Below are 18978 nucleotides of genomic sequence, written 5' to 3'. Positions count from 1 at the left end.
ATATAATGAAACAATCCTCACTTTTATTCTCGCTAATGGGCATTACAGGCCTATTTATAGCATCATGCAGTTCAGGTGGCAAAGACCCTAAAGCTGCTGCAGGCAAACCTAGCGGCCCGCAAGCCTATCCAGTGGTGGAAATTAACGAGCTTAATACCACTTTGGAGAGCGACTACCCAGCTACCTTGGAAGGACAACAAAACGTAGATATTAGACCAAAAATTGATGGCTTCATCGAAAAGATATACGTAGATGAAGGTGCCACTGTAAAATTGGGCCAGCCATTGTTTAAAATTAATGCGCCACAGTACGAGCAAGCAGTTAGAACTGCCGAAGCGGCCATTAGAAGTGCCGAAGCTGACGTAAACGCCGCACAGCTACAGTACAACAAAACCAAGCCATTGGTAGAGAAAGATATCATCAGCAAGTTTGATTTAGAAAACGCAGCCTTAACCTTAACATCTAGAAAAGCGGCATTGGCACAAGCTAAAGCGGCATTGGTAAATGCAAAGGTTAATTTAGGGTATACCGTGGTGAGCAGTCCTGCTAATGGTGTGATTGGAACCATTCCATACAAAGTTGGTGCTTTGGTAAGCAGTACTAGCCAACAGGCTTTAACTACGGTTTCGAGCATCAGTAAAGTTTACGCATACTTTTCATTGAACGAAAAACAATTGCTACAAATTTCAAGAGATACTAAAGGCCGCACGTTGGAAGATAAAATCAAGCAAATCCCAAGTGTTACCTTGGTATTGGCAGATGGCTCTATTTATCCAGAGCAGGGCAAAATTGAAACCATCAGCGGACAAATCAATACGCAAACTGGTTCATCTAGCCTAAGAGCAACTTTCCCTAACCCAAATGGCCTGCTACGTTCGGGTTCTAGTGCTTCTATTCGTATTCCTCAGCATTTGCAAAACGCATTATTGGTTCCCCAAAAATCAACTACAGACATTCAAGGCAAAAAGTTTGTGTATTTGGTTAATGACACTGGCGGTGTAAAAAGCACCAATATCGAAATTATGGAATTGACCAAAGGCAATTTTTATGTGGTAACCAAAGGCCTAAAAGCTGGTGATAAGTTTGTTTTGGAAGGTTTTGCTTCTCTAAAAGATGGAGACAAAGTAAAACCTGCACCTAAGCCAGCTGACTCTGTATTTGCTGATGCTAAAAATAAATAAGTTATTTTTTGTTGTAAAGCTGAAATACTGCAAGATGAACAACGCTTCAGCTTTACAATCTTCAAACATTCCAACAAAATCTTATGTTTAAGAAATTTATCGAAAGGCCCGTACTTTCTACCGTAGTCTCTATCATTATTTTAATTTTAGGGGTTTTAGGTATTATAACGCTGCCTATTTCGCAATATCCAGAAATTGCACCACCAACGGTACAGGTTTCTGCCTCCTACCAAGGTGCCAACGCCGACGTAGTAATGAGTAGTGTGGTAGTGCCGTTGGAAGAGCAAATTAACGGTGTGGAAGACATGACCTATATGACTTCTTCTGCCGGTAACGATGGCTCGGCAACCATTACCGTTAACTTTAAGTTGGGTACTAATCCAGATTTGGCGGCAGTAAACGTACAAAACCGTGTGGCCCGTGCCACCAGTTTATTACCTGCCGAGGTAACAAGAGCTGGGGTAATTACTGCCAAAAGACAATCCAGTAACGTATTGATTTTTGGCTTGTACAGTGACGATCCTTCTTACGACCAAAAGTTCTTGCAGAACTATGCTGAAATCAACATCATCCCTCAGATCAAAAGGGTAACTGGTGTGGGCGACGTGAACGCCTTTGGTCAATCTATTTATACCATGCGCTTGTGGCTAAAGCCTGATGTGATGGCGGCCTATGGCCTAGTTCCTAGTGATATCAGTGCAGCCTTGGCCGATCAAAACATTGAAGCGGCCCCAGGACAATTAGGTGAGCAGGCTAAACAATCTTTCCAATATACTTTAAAATATACTGGAAGGCTAAAAGATGAAATCCAATTTGGTGATATCATTATTAGAACGGCTGAGAATGGACAAGTTTTAAAACTGAAAGATATTGCCCGTATCGAGCTAGGCGCCCAAAGTTATGCCTCATCAGTAAAACTGAACGGAAAAGCAGCTCTAGGCTTTGCCGTGAACCAAACTGCAGGATCAAATGCAAAAGAAGTAATTGATGGTGCACTAAAAGCATTGGAAACCGCTAAAGGTGATTTCCCTAAGGGGATTAACTATGAAGTTTTAACTAATGTTAACGATTTCCTTGATGCCTCTATCGAAAAAGTATTACACACTTTAGTGGAAGCCTTTATCCTTGTGTTTATCGTAGTATTTATTTTCCTCCAGGATTTTAAATCTACTTTAATCCCGGCCATTTCAGTACCAGTAGCTATTGTAGGTACTTTCTTCTTCCTAAGTTTATTTGGCTTTACCATTAACTTGCTTACGCTCTTCGCACTCGTGCTCGCCATTGGTATTGTGGTGGATGATGCCATTGTGGTAGTAGAGGCCGTGCACGCCAAGTTGGACAAGGGCTATAAATCGGCCAGGAAAGCTACCCTTGATGCCATGGACGAGATTACTGGTGCCATCATCTCTATTACCTTGGTAATGGCTGCGGTGTTTGTTCCCGTAAGTTTTATCAGTGGTTCATCGGGTGTTTTCTTTAAACAGTTTGGTTTAACACTAGCCATTTCCATTATTCTTTCGGCCATTAATGCCTTAACTTTAAGTCCAGCATTATGTGCTTTGCTACTTAAACCGCACAAAGACGACCACGAAGAGAAAAAAGGCTTCATGAAACGTTTTTATGCCGCTTTCAATACTTCGTTTGATACCATGACCCGTAAGTACAAAGGCTCGGTTTATTTCTTATCGAAGAAAAAATGGCTTGCAGGCTTAGGTTTATTTGCTTTCGTAGCGGCATTTGTTTGGGCTTTTAATACGACTCCAAAAGGCTTTGTACCTAACGAAGATTTAGGTGCGATCATGTCTGATATTTCCCTACCTCCTGGAACTTCTCAAGAACGTACCGATGAAGTAGTAAGTAAAATTGACAGTATTGTAAGAACTGTTCCAGAGGTGAGACTTACGCTTAAAGTAGTAGGTAGAGCCATGATTAGCGGTACGGGAAGTTCATACGGGATGGTTATTAGCCGTTTAAAACCTTGGGACGAACGTAAGCGTGATGTTAAAACCATTATTGGAGAATTGTTTGCCAAAACAGCGAACATGAAAGAGGCTAAAATTATCTTCTTTGCTCCTCCAACCATCCAAGGTTTTGGTACTGGTGGTGGTTTCGAATTCCAATTGCAGGACAAAACTGGTGGTACCATCAACAATTTCTCGCAAATTGCCAATCAGTTTTTGGCGGCGCTTAATCAGCGTCCAGAAATACAGTATGCGGCAACCTCGTTTAACCCTAACTTCCCTCAATATCTGATTACCGCCAATGTGGCCAAGATTAAACAAGCTGGCTTAAACGTAAATGATGTAATGAGTGTTATGCAAGGTTATTTTGGCGGGGTTTACGCTTCTAACTTTAATAAGTTCGGCAAGCAGTACAGGGTGGTTTACCAAGCTGACCCACAATATCGTGCTAACTTGGAAAGCTTGAACAAAGTATATGTACGCACTCCAAGTGGCATGGCCCCAATTACGGGTTTCATTTCTACCGAAAGGGTGTATGGACCACAAGCCATTTCAAGGTTTAACCTTTATACCTCTATTGCTGTTACCGGTAACCCCAAGCCAGGCTTTAGTTCGGGCGACGCCTTGAAAGCAGTACAAGAAGAAGCTGCCAAGATATTGCCACAGGGATATGGATATGAGTTCTCTGGTTTATCAAGAGAAGAGCAATCTAGCGGAAATCAAACCGTGTTCATTTTCTTATTGTGTTTGATTTTCGTTTACTTCCTGCTTTGTGCACAGTACGAAAGTTATGTATTACCATTGGCGGTAATTTTATCACTTCCAGTTGGTTTGGCTGGGGTATTTATTTTCGATAAGATTTTTGGTATCGACAACAATATCTACACCCAAATTACCCTCATCATGTTGATTGGACTTTTGGCCAAAAACGCGATTTTGATTGTGGAATTTGCCGTAGAACGAAGAAGAAAGGGAATGACGATCTTACAAGCAGCACTTGAAGGAGCAACAGCGAGGTTAAGGCCAATCCTGATGACCTCATTTGCCTTTATCTTGGGTATTTTACCTTTGATGTTATCTTTCGGCGTAGGTGCCGCAGGTAATAACTCCATTGGTACGGGTGCTGTAGGGGGTATGTTATTCGGAACCATATTTGGGGTTTTCGTTATCCCAGTACTATTCATTGTTTTCCAAACCCTACAAGAGAAAGTGAGCAGTAAATCTCCTTTTGACCCTAGCGTGTTGGAACAACAAACTCACCTGAATTTTGAACAATTAAAAGACCCTGAGGCATAATTCAGCTTATTAACATGACACGAAATCAGAAAATATCGATATTTATCACAGGTTCCCTACTTTTAAGTTTAGGGGCCTGTGTTACACAAAAATATGAGCGACCTGCCGAATTGAAAACGGAAGGGCTATACAGAGATGCAAACAGCACCGATACCACCAGCATTGCAGATCTGCCCACCTCTACTTTGTTTACCGACCCTAAGTTGCAGGCATTGATCAAAGAAGGCATTGAAAATAATCTTGACCTTAAAAGTGCTATTGAGCGCATGAAAAGTGCAGAAGCAAATTTAAGATTGAGCAAAGCAGCATTTTTACCTAGTTTAAGTGCAGATCTTTCGGCTGCCGACAACAAGCAATCCAGAGCGGCATTGAACTTTCCCCCAGGAATTAACATCAATACCGAAACACAGCTATATAGAGCGCAATTAAGTGCTTCTTGGGAAATTGATGTATGGGGAAAATTAGGAAGCGCAAAACGCTCGGCAGTGGCTTCGTTTTTACAAACAGATGCGGCAAAACGTGCGGTACAAACCCAATTGGTAAGTTCCATTGCCAATAGCTACTATACTTTACTAGCCCTTGATTTACAATTGAAAATAACGGAGCAAACACTGGAAAGCCGTATCAAGAATGTGGATGCTATCAAATCTTTAAAAGAAGCAGGTATTGTTACTGGTGCTGCAGTAGTACAAAGTGAGGCCAACAGATATGCTGCCGAGGTAACTATCCCTGATTTGAAAAGAAGTATTAGGGAGACAGAGAATGCGCTTAACGTTCTTTTAGGTAAAGGTCCGGGTGCGGTAAACAGAGGTACTTTGGAGGCACAACAAGACTACAAAGACTTAAAAGTTGGCATTCCATCTTTATTGCTTAAAAACAGGCCTGATGTGGAACAAGCGGAGTTTGCTTTTAAAGTAGCTTTTGAAAACACCAATTTAGCAAAGACTTATTTCTATCCGCAGTTAACTTTAACAGCTAATGGCGGTATTTCATCGTTAACCATAGAGAACCTTTTCACCAATTCTATCTTTTACAATTTTGCGGCAGGTTTAACACAACCCATTTTTAACAGAGGTCAAAACAAAGCAAGATTAACTTCTGCCAAAGCAGCACAACAGGAATCTTTCTTTACTTTCCAAAAAACAATATTGAATGCTGGTTCGGAAGTTTCCAATGCCCTTTATGCTTATCAAGCGGCAGTAGAAAAAGAAACTTCTAGGGCAAAACAAATTGCCTCATTAGAAAAAGCAGTTGATTATACCAAAGAGTTATTAAAATATAGTTCTGCAACCAACTATACTGACGTTTTAACTTCAGAGCAAAGTTTGCTAGCCGCTCAATTGAGCGGTGTTAACGATAGGTTACAAAAGTTGCAATCTATTGTAAATTTGTACCGCGCCCTTGGTGGTGGTTGGAAAGAGTAAGCGCAAATACTCCCTATTATAATTTAAAGCTCCGAGTTTTGCTCGGAGCTTTTTTGATTCTATACGTCTTTCTAAACTCCATGTCATTTCGATTGAAGCGTAGCGGAACAGAGAAATCTTTGGATTTGCTAACCTGAGTTCTATTATTATTCAGTTGATTTTTAATGAAATAATGCCAACTTTGTTCTATTGACCTGAAATAAATTTAGGGTGACGTCAGATGGGCGATTCGTCATGCTGAATTTATTTCAGCATCAGTTTTAAGGACTTGTTTTGACAAATTTAATAATCGAACTGAGGTTCTTAGATGTAACAACATAGTTTTTAGATTTCTCCTATCGTCGAAATGACATGTTGCAATTAAAAATCGGGGTTGGCTATGCCTTGAAATGACGGTTAAGACTACTCTCCTTCAGCCAAAAAAGCGGCAATAGCGATTTTGATTTCACCAAAATCATAAGCTTTACCTACATGGTCACGGATTTCGTTAAGCTTCACACTTTTTAAATCTCTGATGGCTTTTAACAGTACCTCCAGTTTCTGTTTTGGAATGACTTTATCAGCACTGATTTCTTGTTGCACAATATAATGTGCCAAATGTCCTTCGATAGTTCCTCGGGTCATTTTTCGTTCCAAGGCAATTTCAGTTGGGGTTTTACCTTCTTTGAACAAAGCCAAAGTCACTTCCTTGGTATCTATCTTTGGCTGTTTTTCCTTAGCTACTTTTTTCTTGCTACGAGGTTTTTGCTCATCTCCCGCCCTTTCCAGTTCTTCTTTATTAGGCAAACTATATGCTTTGCGCATTTGCTCTTCCCGTTTTGCCAAACCGTATAACTCGTTTAACTCGTCCTTACCAATATCTTGATTGTTGGCTTTGGCATTTAGCATAGCATTTGCCCGCACAATTTTCTTGAACTGCTCATAAAACATGGCTTCTACATCTATCAGTTCATACAAATATTCCTTGGTTTGCTTTTGCTGCTTTACGGCTTCTATATGTTCAAAAACTGCCGCACTTTGCGCCACTAAAATGGGGCTAAAATAATTTCCAGCAGCGGCAGTACGCTCTATCATATGGGTTAGATCCGCCGACTGCCCCAGCTGTATCCATTTGTCAATCTGCTTCAAAAATTTATCGGCATGCACTTTTGCAGCCATTAGTTCCTGCTGCAACTTTACGGCCCAAGATAAATGCGTTTGTTTAACGGAACGTTTTTCATCTTTACTGTAACTGAATACATGCTCGTAAATAAAGTTATCCAACAGGGTAAAATCAAAAGCCTGCATCAATAATTGCTTCAAAAACAGTTCGGCCTCTTTGGTAATTTGGCTTTGCAGGCTTTCCTGTTGGTCCTTGGTACGAGAATAATAGGCCACATTTTGATCTGCCTTTAGCCCTCGGCTGTTGAGATTGGAGGTCAGTATCAATCCGTCCAAAGTTCGTAATCGTGAGAGCGCCACATAAATTTGTCCTGGGGCAAAAGCATCGCCAATATCTACAATAGCCCTATCAAAAGTTAAACCTTGGCTTTTGTGTACGGTGATGGCCCAAGCTAGTTTTAGAGGATATTGCGTAAAGGTTCCAATTTCTTCTTCTTCTATTTCATTGGTGTGTTTGTTGGTGGTATATCTAATATTTTTCCAAACATACTGCTCAATGATTATCGGATATTTATTCCCTTCGGGCAGCACTTCAATAAAATCATCGCCCAACTTGCTTACTACAGCAAGTTTCCCATTAAAAAATCGCTGCTCTCCCTTTGGGTCATTTTTAACAAACATTACTTGCGCCCCCACTTTTAGCTCTAAAGTTTTTTCAATGGGATAAGCACTTTCCGCAAACTCTTTGTCGATGGTAGCTTGGTAGAAATACGATTTACCTTCCAGCTCATTCAAACTGCTACGGTTCATGGCATCGGCCTTACTGTTGTGCGTAGTAAGGGTAATGTAATTATCGTTGAGGTCGGGTTTAAAATTGGCCTGATAATGTTGCTTTAGCAAGGCGATATCCTGCTCGGTGGTAATGTTATTTCGTAAGTTGTTCAGCAAATCCACAAAAACCTGGTCAGACTGACGGTAGATTTTCTCCAACTCGATATAGATTGGCGGATTGGGTTTTAAGCTCAAGGCATCAAAGAAAAAAGGGCTCTGATAAAATTTGCTCAATAGCTCCTGCTCCTGATTTTTAACTACTGGCGGAAGTTGGTACAAATCGCCAATAAAAAGCACTTGTACTCCACCGAAAGCGTGGTTATTCTTCCTTATAAAGCGTAGCACAAAATCAATGGCATCCAGCAAATCGGCACGGAGCATACTCACCTCATCAATCACCAAAAGCTCCATATCTAACAAAATACGTCGTTTGATGGCGTTCATGCTTAAATGCCTTACCAAACTCTTAGGCGTATTGTAAGGCACACCTGATGGCAAATGCTGACCAGGAATAATACGCGGCACAAAAGCACCAAAAGGCAATTGAAAAAGCGAATGAATAGTCACGCCTGACGCGTTAATTGCTGCAATACCCGTAGGTGCCACAATCACCGCTCGTTTGTGTGTTTTGGCAATAATGTTCCTTAAAAAGGTCGTTTTTCCAGTCCCTGCCTTTCCCGTAAGAAAAATATGCCGCGAAGTATGGTTAATAAATCTAGCGGCAAGTTCGGCAGGTTGTTGTAGATGTTCGTTTTCTTCCAAATCAGTTCTTTTTTATCAATAGGTAGCCGCCAAAATTTAGCCAATTGAAAGTCCTCTCGTCCCTTCGGTAATTTCCGCTAAGATCTCTTGCCACAAAAGTAAAATTATATTTTCGGGTTTCCTGCTTCATTTGCAATAAGGTAGATGGTACAGAGAAAGTTTCATGCCCAGTTTTCTTGAAGCTTTTCTGCTCGTTTTGCCGCACTAATTGCCTTGCCAAGCTGTCAACATTAAACACTACGGCTTCTTTGCCAGCAATTTTCACAGTGAGCTTTTCTACCTTCTTTTGAGGATGTCCTTTTCTATCTTTCCTTTCTCCCTTTTCAATTTCAAATTTCTCACCATTAAAGGTTTTTGGCTCTTGCGAGTAGTCATTCAAATCCATTAACCCATCATATCCCCGTACATTAACAACACTTTCTTCGTTGGTAAAAGTCACGTATTTGGCCCAAGCAGAATTGTCCATATCCTTCACTTTTAAAAGCGCAAATGCTGTATCTACTTTTTCACTTTCTATTTCATAGTTAGGGGACTTATTTTTCTCTGCTTTTGCATAAATCTTCTTTTCAATTTCATTGAGATTTGCAGTGGTAAAACTATGCAACGACGTAAGCCCGTGTCTGTCTACCAAGTAACGCACCACACTAGGTATTTCCTCTTTCTCTTCTTGGCTTTTGCTATCCATTAAATTTCTCAATCGGGAAATTTGGGAAGCTTTTGAAACCGAAAATGCACTTTGTGGCCCATAAATAGCCAATATTGCTACCACAAACAAACTAATGGGAATTACCTTAATATTCTGCTTTTTACTAAACAAAAAGTAAGCTGTAATGCCTGTAAGCCAAGCCGCCAAAATGATTAAAATATATCGAGACTCTGTAATTCCGTAATTACCTACTCGCTTAATTACCGCCAAAATGAGCAATACGATCAGCGGAACCATCATCAGATAAAAAAAGCGAAAAAACAATTTCATCCAGCCATTCCCATCCTTCTCCCTAATAGGATAAATTAACAGTAGCGACAGGATACCGAACACTGCATAACCCAAAATTAGCGTAGATACCAAGCCCTTAGGCAGTTCCCAGTTGATGGCTATTTTAACTTCATACACCAGTAAAATTGCCAGGTAAATAGTCATTAAAGGAATCAGCACGTATTGGGTAAATATCTTCAGGCCTTTGGGGTAACTCTGCTCCTCTTCTAACGATTGGAAATTTGAAGGTACTCCTGCCAAAAAGAATATAGTCATAAAGCCAGCGCTCAGTACGATAAAAAGTCTGAGGTAGACATCTGATTTAATCGTTACATTAAACAGCCCGTCAATGGCAAATAATGCAATGGCCAAACCCGCGAAAAGTACCGCCGCATAAAAAGCCGATATCAGAACCCTTAAAAACAAGGTTTTATTATACTGCCAAAAACCATTTAAATTCCCTCTTTTTATAAAAGGCGCAAACGCCACCAACAAGTGAAAGGCAAAAGCAAAAAGTGCAACCCTAAAAATATCTGTTAAATACCTGAAAGGGTCTATTAGAAAATATAGCCCTGCTAATAAAGCTAGTGCCAACACTCTCAGCAACCATTTGGATGTAGAACTTAGGGCATGGCTCTCTGCATAAGTATCCAATGCCAGTAGCAAGGTTAATCCCAAATTGCAAAAAAGCAATAATTTAATAAGGCCTTGGTTCTGTTCCATTATGACCCCGGTTCCAGCAAGATGACACCACAGGCCTGTAGCCACCAAGGCAAGTAAAACTTGTAATGGGAAACGGGTGACAACGCTTTTAAAGTTTTGCAAAAGCACACTTACTGAGGGTAATTTCATCGCTTAAGAATTTTAAATCGTTCACTCTAAGATAGCTAACTCCTCCAACTATCTTAAAAAATGTTAAAAATAGCGTTTTAAGTTGTAAACTATTTTTTTAGTTCATACTTTAGTAGCACACCAAACTATTAAGATGAAAAGAACGTTACTCCTATTAGCGCTGATACTGACATTCTCCGTAGCTCGTTCACAAACAAATTCCATTAAAGGCGTTGTTGCTGATATTTCTTCTAATGTCAAATTACATAATGCAACTGTTAGCGTTTTAAATGCCAAAGATTCAACCCTATATAAGTTCACTAGAGCTAATGCAGAGGGTAATTTCAGCTTTCCCAACATGAAAAATGGGAACTTTATCCTTTTGATTACCTATCCTGAATATGCTGATTTTGTGAATAAGTTCAGTTTGGATTCAGCCAACAGGTCAATCGATTTTAAAGCAATCGATATGAAAACCAAAGCCAAATTGCTGAACGAAGTCATTATTAAAGGACAAGCCGCCGCCATTAAGATTAAAGGCGATACCACTGAATTTAATGCCTCTGCCTATAAGATACAGCCAAATGACCGAGTAGAGGATTTATTAAAAAAATTCCCAGGGGTAACTGTCGATGCCCAGGGCAAAATTACCGCTCAAGGCAAAGCAGTAGAAAAAGTATTGGTGGATGGCGAAGAATTCTTTGGTGACGACCCGACTTTGGTGACCAAAAACTTAAGAGCCGACATGGTAGATAAGGTGCAGTTGTTTGAGAAATCAAGCGACCAAGCTGCTTTTACAGGTGTTGATGATGGCCAAAAGAAGCAGACCTTAAACATTGTACTGAAAGAGGATAAAAAACAAGGCTACTTTGGCAAAATTGATGCTGGTTATGGTACTGATGATTTTTATCAGATACAAGCTATGTTTAACAAATTCAAGAAAAAAGAGAAGATAGCGGGCTATTTCACTTCGAGTAATACAGGCAAAACTGGGTTGGGATGGGATGACGCAGGCAAGTATGGTTCCAGTAGCAACATGGAAATGACCGATGATGGGATGATTTTCATGTCGAGCAGTGACGAACTTGACGGTGGCGGCCGTTACTGGGGCGAAGGTATTCCAGTTGCCCACAATGGCGGCGTACACTACGAGAATAAGTGGAACAACGACAAAGAAAGTATCAATACCAACTACAAGGCTGGTTCCCTTAATGTGAAAATCAATAAAAATACCATTAACCAGCGTAACCTTCCTGATGCTATTTTTAATACCAATAGCACTGCCAATACCGAAAACGATATGTTTAGGCAAAAAATTGATGCCACCTATAACATCAAACTGGATACCACTTCTAACTTAAAAGTAACGATAGATGGTACGTTGAAGAACTCACAAAGTGATGTTATCGACAAGTCGACAGGTAGAAGAGGCGACAATTCGTTATTAAATACCGCAGACAGAACAACAAATAATGACACCAAACAGCAAGTGTTTAATTTAAGTGCCTTTTATACCAAAAAACTGAAAAAAGCTGGACGTAATTTTTCAATCAACTTAAGTCAAGCTTACAATAAATCTAACAGCGATGGTTTTTTAAAGTCAACTAACAGATTCTTCGATGAAAATGAAGATTTAACCAGCACCGAAAAAATTGACCAGCTGAAAGACAATAGCATTTTAACAAATCGCTTATCGTCCAATGTTACCTTTACCGAACCGCTAAGTAAATCGCTTAGTTTAGTTGCTAATTATGGATTAACTTACACCATCAACAAAGCAGATAGAATAACTTATGACGCTTCTACCCCTGGTGTTTACGACCAATTTAACAGTGAGTTCAGTAACAACTTTCAAGCTGACCAATTGCTAAACCAAGTAGGAGCTATTTTTAACTACAAAAAAGGGAAAACGGTAATTAACCTTGGTACAAAAACAAGTTTCATCAATTTTGACCAAACAGAAGTTTACAGCAACCAAAGGTTAAAAAGGAATTTCACTAATTGGTTACCTCAAGCATCCTATCAATACAAGTTTTCGGCTCAAAAGTCTTTCAGCATTAACTATAATGGCTCAAATACACAACCTAGTGTAAATCAATTACAACCTGTAAGGACCAACGACGACCCATTGAACATTGTTGAGGGTAACGACCAACTAAAACCTGCTTACAATAACCGATTCAATATTAGATATAACACATACAAGGTACTTACCAGCCGAAATTTCTACGTAAGTGGGGGGTTCAATTTCACCAACAATCAAATTGTAAGCAACAATACTACTGATGATGGCGGCAAAACCACCTACAGAACAGTGAACTTAGAAGATAAATTGCCGTATAACTATAATGCTTACATGGGCTATTCAAGGAAGTTTGCCTTTCTGGGCAATATGAATGCAGGCTTAAACCTAGGCGGAAATGGATCTCGTTCTTATAATTACGTAAATGGCAACCTAAACGTAACCGATAACCAAAGCATTAGCCCTTCACTAAACTTAAGCAGCTACGGAGACAAAAATCAGTTTTATATGTCTTTTGGCCCTAGATATTTCGTGCAAGAGTCTTCTTTACAAAGACAGGCCAATAACAAAGGGTGGGGCTATAATGGCTACATGGACCTAAGTTTCAAACTCCCTAAAAAAATCACCATTAGGTCTGATGCCGAATACACTTACCAGCCTAGTTCAGCTTCATTTGACAATAGCTTTGAACGTTTCGTAATCAATGCAGCCATAACCAAAGCATTTTTCAAAGAAGAGAGCTTGAAAGTAATGTTAAGTGCAAACGACATCTTAAAACAAAACATTGGCTTCTCAAGGTCGGCATCAACCAACTCAATTACCCAAACCAGTTACAATAACATCAGCCGTTATTTCATGTTCTCATTAATATGGGATTTTAACAAGATGGGTGGCGCTCCAAAAACAAACTAATTTAACCTACAGACAAATGAAAATACTAAAATATATCCTCGCCGCTTCCTTCACTTTTTTGGTACTGGACAGCAGCGCACAACATGCCCGTTTTGTTACACAGGGCACTATTGAATACGAAAAACGTGTAAACGCCTATGCTTTAATTAAGCAACAGCTTAAATCGTGGGGAGAGGACAATAGCTTCAGCACTCAAGCATTGGAAAGCTACCAAAAGAACAATCCACAATTTAAAGTACAAAAAAGTAAGTTGTTATTTAACAATCAAACTACTGCATTTTTGCCAGTTGAGGAAAACACACCAGTATCTAACAACTGGTTTTCCAATATGATTGAATTTCAACAAACTAACAGCATTTTAAGCGATTTGAATACTGGCACTAGCAAAACACAAAAGAAAATTTACGAAGAGACTTATCTTGTGAGTGATAGCATTAGGAAAATCAATTGGAAAATTACCGATGAATTCAGAAATATCGCTGGCTATAATTGCCGCAGAGCAAATGCATTGGTCATGGACTCTGTATATGTAGTAGCTTTTTACAGCGAGGAAATAGCCGTTAGCGGAGGGCCCGAATCTTTTAGCGGTTTGCCAGGAATGATTTTAGGCTTGGCTCTTCCGCACGACCACGTTACTTGGTTTGCCACATCGGTAACGGATGAAGCAGTTAGCCCTGATAAGTTAAAGATACCTACCAAAGGAAAACCACTTAACCACAAACAATTGTACGATATTTTAAAAGGGGCATTAAAAGGCTGGGGAAAATCGGCCTACCAAACCTTTAAATGGGCTATGCTCTAAAGTAGCGTTACTTAAAAAATATAAAAAGGCTATAAGCTTAGTTTACCACTAGCTTGTAGCCTTTTCCATGTACATTGATTATTTCTACTTTAGGATCTTCTTTAAGATATTTACGCAGCTTGCTCAAAAACACATCCATACTGCGGCCGTTAAAGTAATTATCATCGTGCCAAATACTAAGCAGGGCCTCTTCCCTTGTAAGTACCCCATTTTTCTTTAAGCACAATAGACGTAACAATTCGGCCTCTTTAGTAGATAACTTTTGTTGTCCACCATCAAAATGAATAATTTGGGTAGTATAGTCGAACCTATAATTACCAATCTCAAACTGGCTAGGAGCTTCTTCTTGTACTGCATTTTGCTTTAAAGATGCTCTTTTCAAAAGTGCATTGATACGAAGCAAGAGTTCCTCTATCCTGAAAGGTTTGGTAATATAGTCATCCCCGCCTAAATCATAAGCCAACGACTTGTCCTCCATCATGGATTTTGCTGTAGCAAAAATGATAGGCACATGCTCATTAGCTTTTCTAATTTCCTTGCCTAAAGTAAAACCATCCTTTTTAGGCATCATCACGTCCAGTATACAAAGGTCAAATTCATCCTTAGCGAAAGCCTTAAATCCCTCCTCGCCATCGGTGCAAAGCACCACTTCAAAATTGCCTTTAATTTGTAGGTAGTCTTGCAGTAACAACCCTAAATTAGGATCATCTTCAACCAAAAGTATCTTCTTCATATCAATTGTTTAATTTAAATGGTATATGGATGGTAAACGTCGTTCCCTTATCTTTCTCACTGTTCACTTTGATGCTTCCACTCATTTGAGCAATAATATCATTCACATAGCTTAAGCCTAAACCAAAGCCCTTTACGTCGTGCAAATTGCCAGTATGCACTCTATAAAACTGATCAAAGATACGTTTGGTTTGTTCTTTGGTCATTCCGATGCCTTCGTCGCTTATTTCTATGTCAATGCCATTTGTTTGGTTTCTAGTTTTAATGGTAATTTTAGGATCTGACGGACTGTATTTATTTGCATTGTCAATCAGGTTATAAATTACATTAGATAAGTGCAGCTCATCACCAATAAGCACGTCCTTTTCCGCATCCAATGCCAAAGTAACTTCAGCATTTTTTTTCTGCAATTGAAGGCTCATACTATCTACCACCAAAGAGATGAGCTCATTCATGGCTACCGGCTGGCGCTCTAATTTCAACTCTTTCTTATCCAATTTCGCAACGCTTAGTACTCGCTCAATATGGTTACCCAATCGTACGTTTTCATCATAAATAATGCCCGCCAATCTATTGATTCTAGCTTTATCCGCATTCAGGTCCGGATCTTTTAAAGCTTCGCTGGCGATCATAATGGTAGCCACGGGTGTTTTAAACTCGTGGGTCATGTTATTGATGAAATCGGTTTTCATCTCCGATAGTTTCTTTTGCCTAATAATTGCATAAATGGTATAGGCAAAGATGAAAATCAAGACCAATAATAAACCCACTGAAGAAATAAGCGTGACAAACATGTTGTTAAAAATCAACGAGTTTTTATTAGGAAAGCTCACGTACAGCATCCCGGGGTCTTTGATCATCAAATCATTACTAAAAATGATTTTGCTAAAGGTATTTTTAGGCAATGCTTCACCTTGCTGGAGGGATACATTACGATAGATCACCTTATCTGTATTTTTAGAAGGTGTAACCCAGTAGTTATAGTCCAAGTTAATATTCTTGCTCAGCAGCTCTCGCTTAATGAGCGTATCCAGATTTTCCTGGCTGGGCATTCTTTGCTCCAAGGGAATATCTTTATTGGCTATCTCCTTTGCTACATCCTGTACTAAACTTACATTTCCTGCATTAAACAGCGCCACCGTATCGGCATACAATTTTTCCAGCTCAACCCTATATTTATATTCGGCCTTGGCATCTTCCAATTTGAACTTGGTTTTCAGCTCAGGGTCAATACTTGGAAAAGCAATAAATTGAGGAAAGCCCGTAGCGGGATGAAAAGCCAGATACCTAATGGTGTCGGGCAATTTATTAGGGTTAATAACCGCTCGCTTCCTAAAAAAAGATGGCGTAATGTTACGGCTCAATAAAATACCGTTAGGCCCTTTAATATCATTTACATTTAACCTTAACGTATTCTTGTCGCTAGGATTAGGGTTTGAAAGGTTTGCATAATCTTCTTCGCTTATGACTACTGGCGAGGTGAAATTTTCCCTAATTAAACTATCCTGTAAGCCTATATAGTCAAAAATTTGCTGACGTTGTTTGATTTTCCTAAGAACCTCATTTTCTTTAAAACGTACTTTAAAAGCAACAATACTATCAGTTTGCATCCTGATATTTTTATTTTTCTGCTCCTGAAATTCTACGTCTTTTCGATTGATATGCCCAATCACGTTTTTCTTCTGTATCTTATTAACGACCGTGCTTAATGCTTGGTTTACATCCTGCTCGAAAAGCTGTGATTTTAGGTTATAAGATTCCCTGATGTAATACATCTGCATTACAAAAACACCCAACAACGCAAAGGTCATTAGCGCGGTTATTATCCAAAGGCTCCTCTTTTTCATGCCAGTTCAATTCAAAGTTAACGAACACTTTAGTAAACACAGCTACCCTTAACACTTTTTAACAGTACAATGAACTTCGCAGAAAAGCTCATTTCCAGCGACTAACAGTCCAAAGGATGATGCAAAATGCTCAATCACGGCTACAACTTTTAGTGATAGGGAAATAAAAAAGCCACCTGGTCTTCCAAGCGGCTTCTAATTATCATTGTTTTCTTAAAAAGCGATATTAAAAAGGCAAGTCATCATCCTCGCCAGCAGCGGTATTAACATCAACCGGAGCAGCATATTGCGGCGCATCAGCAGCTGTAGGAGCAGTACCTGTTAATGTGGTAAGGCGCCATACGACCAAACTGTTAAAATACGAAGTAACACCATCTTTGTTAGTCCACGGACGGCCACGTAAATTAAATGAAACTTCAATTTCATCTCCAGGCTTTAAGCTATCAAATAAAGCTGTTTTATCTTGCAAAGCTTCAAATCTGATATATTCCGGATAAGTCGGATTTTCTGCGTATTCTACAATTAAATCACGTTTCTTAAACGTCTCGCTCACTTGCTGTATGGCACCGATTTCGTGTACCTTCCCTTTAATTTCCATATCAATACTAATATATTTCTCTTCTTCCATCCAAATCTCTATATTTTTATTGATAACTTCGCAAATCATATGACACAAGTTTTCCACACCAAGAGCAAGGTAATTATCACCTGCAATAAAAGACTATCGTCCTACCTTCAAACAGAAGTAGAAGAACTAGGTTATACTATTGAAAGAGCCTTTTCTACTGGCGTAGAGCTTAACATTACTCTTACCGAGTGTATAAAACTTAACCTTAACCTACGCTGTGCAAGTCAAATTTTGTATAGCTTAAAAAGTTTCGAAGCCAAAAATCCTGAAGAGCTTTACCAAACTTTAGTGGACATTGCCTGGGAAGAACTTATTGATTTTTCTGGCTATTTTTCTGTGACTTCAAATGTTGACAATCCTTTTATTACCACCCCACTTTTTGCTAATCTAAAAGTTAAGGATGCCATTGTAGATCGTATTAAAGCAAAAAAGGGCATTCGTCCAAATAGTGGTTCAGACGCCAATAAAACAGTAGTTCATCTGTATTGGAAAGACCAAAATGCCACCATATTTATCGATACTAGCGGAGAAACATTAAGCAAACATGGCTATCGAAAAATACCAGGAAAAGCGCCAATGCTGGAAGCTTTAGCAACTAGTGTGATTATGGCTACCAAATGGGACAGAAAATCACCTTTTGTTAATCCCATGTGTGGTTCAGGTACGTTAGCAATAGAAGCTGCTTTGTTGGCGACCAACCGCCGCCCTGGTTTATATCGCATGAATTATGGTTTTATGCATGTTATGGGCTATGATGAGGAGGTGTTTTTTCAAGAAAGACGAATCCTAAAAGACCAAGTGATTAAAAACATTGACCTGCAAATCATTGCTTCCGATCTTTCTGAAGATGCCGTAGAAGTAAGCAAGAAAAATGCTAAAACCGCTGGTGTTGACCAAATTATCCAGTTTGAGATTGGAGATTTTGCAGAAACCAATATACCAGAAGGCCAAAAAGGTGTGGTAGTTTTTAACCCTGAATACGGCGAAAGATTGGGCACACATACCAAGCTGGAGCTTACCTATAAACGCATGGGCGATTTTATGAAAACCAATTGCAAAGGCTATTATGGCTATATTTTCACAGGCAATCCTGATTTGGCGAAAAAAATTGGTTTAAAGGCAGATAGAAAGATAGAATTCTATAATGGAAAACTAGATTGCAGAATGCTGGAATACGAGCTTTATGATGGCAGTAAACGCCCTGAAAATGAGCGCCCCAATCGATAGGGACAACTTTCCTTTCAACACACAAAAAAGTTGTAAACAGATGATTACTAGGCGATAAACTTGCAAATAGCAAAATATTTGTATAGTTTTATCCCAACTAACTATCTGCCCCATGAACGAAAAATACAAAAAAGAGATGCAACGCATCGCTGTCAGAATCAGAAAGGTTCGCGAGTTCAAAAAAATTTCTCAACAAGATCTGGCTTCTAAAATCGGAATTTCCCAAAATGCCTATAGCAAACTTGAATTGGGATATAGTAAAATCAGCCTGGATCGACTTTTCCTCATCGCCAAACTGCTTGATGTAGACACCATAGAGCTATTAGCCTCTAAGCGCGGGGCCTACTAGCAATTTGTGGAACCGAACAAAATGCTCAATGAACTAGGAACATTGAGCATTTCTTTTTATTTAGCAGTCAGTCTTTTATCTTTATGTGACTTTTT

12 protein-coding genes are annotated in these 18978 nt (G+C 39.4%); 7 read left to right on the top strand and 5 right to left on the bottom strand.

The window, feature by feature from the left end; genetic code table 11:
• The first annotated feature begins 5 nt into the window (after nucleotides 1-5).
• The 3 genes from ABDV71_RS04265 (at nucleotide 6) to ABDV71_RS04255 (ending at nucleotide 5862) form a co-directional block, all read left to right on the top strand.
• Nucleotides 6-1181, top strand: a complete 1176-nt coding sequence (locus ABDV71_RS04265) for an efflux RND transporter periplasmic adaptor subunit (protein ID WP_343531182.1) — start codon at nucleotides 6-8, stop codon at nucleotides 1179-1181.
• Nucleotides 1182-1264: 83 nt separating this feature from the next.
• Nucleotides 1265-4438, top strand: a complete 3174-nt coding sequence (locus tag ABDV71_RS04260; protein WP_343531181.1) for an efflux RND transporter permease subunit — start codon at nucleotides 1265-1267, stop codon at nucleotides 4436-4438.
• A gap of 14 nt (nucleotides 4439-4452) precedes the next feature.
• Entirely contained in the window at nucleotides 4453-5862 is a 1410-nt protein-coding gene (locus tag ABDV71_RS04255; RefSeq protein WP_343531180.1) for an efflux transporter outer membrane subunit, read from the top strand.
• Nucleotides 5863-6264: 402 nt separating this feature from the next.
• Here ABDV71_RS04255 and ABDV71_RS04250 read toward each other — a convergent pair whose 3' ends face one another.
• Both ABDV71_RS04250 and ABDV71_RS04245 read right to left on the bottom strand, forming a co-directional pair.
• Nucleotides 6265-8556, bottom strand: coding sequence for a helix-turn-helix domain-containing protein (locus ABDV71_RS04250; RefSeq protein WP_343531179.1), 2292 nt, complete (start codon nucleotides 8554-8556; stop codon nucleotides 6265-6267).
• Between the two features lies 1 nt (nucleotide 8557).
• A complete protein-coding gene (locus ABDV71_RS04245) occupies nucleotides 8558-10384 on the bottom strand; it encodes a DUF4153 domain-containing protein (RefSeq protein ID WP_343531178.1) in 1827 nt (608 codons plus the stop codon).
• A gap of 133 nt (nucleotides 10385-10517) precedes the next feature.
• Between ABDV71_RS04245 and ABDV71_RS04240 the strand changes: the two genes are divergently transcribed.
• Together ABDV71_RS04240 and ABDV71_RS04235 are read left to right on the top strand one after the other, a co-directional pair.
• Complete coding sequence (locus ABDV71_RS04240) at nucleotides 10518-13298, top strand: outer membrane beta-barrel family protein (protein ID WP_343531177.1); 2781 nt, start codon at nucleotides 10518-10520, stop codon at nucleotides 13296-13298.
• Nucleotides 13299-13314: 16 nt separating this feature from the next.
• Nucleotides 13315-14100, top strand: a complete 786-nt coding sequence (locus tag ABDV71_RS04235) for a GLPGLI family protein (protein ID WP_343531176.1) — start codon at nucleotides 13315-13317, stop codon at nucleotides 14098-14100.
• Nucleotides 14101-14137: 37 nt separating this feature from the next.
• Here the strand turns inward: ABDV71_RS04235 and ABDV71_RS04230 are convergent, their stop codons facing one another.
• The 3 genes from ABDV71_RS04230 to ABDV71_RS04220 all read right to left on the bottom strand — a co-directional run bounded on the left by ABDV71_RS04230 (nucleotide 14138) and on the right by ABDV71_RS04220 (nucleotide 17277).
• A complete protein-coding gene (locus ABDV71_RS04230; RefSeq protein ID WP_343531175.1) occupies nucleotides 14138-14833 on the bottom strand; it encodes a response regulator transcription factor in 696 nt (231 codons plus the stop codon).
• A 1-nt stretch (nucleotide 14834) separates the two neighbouring features.
• Entirely contained in the window at nucleotides 14835-16679 is a 1845-nt protein-coding gene (locus ABDV71_RS04225) for a HAMP domain-containing sensor histidine kinase (RefSeq protein WP_343531174.1), read from the bottom strand.
• A 226-nt stretch (nucleotides 16680-16905) separates the two neighbouring features.
• A complete protein-coding gene (locus ABDV71_RS04220; RefSeq protein ID WP_343531563.1) occupies nucleotides 16906-17277 on the bottom strand; it encodes a DUF3127 domain-containing protein in 372 nt (123 codons plus the stop codon).
• Between the two features lie 69 nt (nucleotides 17278-17346).
• Between ABDV71_RS04220 and ABDV71_RS04215 the strand changes: the two genes are divergently transcribed.
• Together ABDV71_RS04215 and ABDV71_RS04210 are read left to right on the top strand one after the other, a co-directional pair.
• Nucleotides 17347-18534, top strand: coding sequence for a class I SAM-dependent RNA methyltransferase (locus ABDV71_RS04215; protein ID WP_343531173.1), 1188 nt, complete (start codon nucleotides 17347-17349; stop codon nucleotides 18532-18534).
• A gap of 112 nt (nucleotides 18535-18646) precedes the next feature.
• Nucleotides 18647-18883 carry a helix-turn-helix transcriptional regulator gene (locus tag ABDV71_RS04210; RefSeq protein WP_343531172.1) on the top strand — a complete coding sequence of 79 codons (237 nt, stop codon included), beginning with the start codon at nucleotides 18647-18649 and terminating at the stop codon, nucleotides 18881-18883.
• Nucleotides 18884-18978 lie beyond the last annotated feature (95 nt).

Origin of the sequence: Pedobacter sp. (genome assembly GCF_039594775.1) — a bacterium.
GTDB lineage: Bacteria > Bacteroidota > Bacteroidia > Sphingobacteriales > Sphingobacteriaceae > Pedobacter.
Note: the sequence above shows the minus strand (reverse complement) of the source record. Positions and strands in the feature narration are given on the sequence as shown.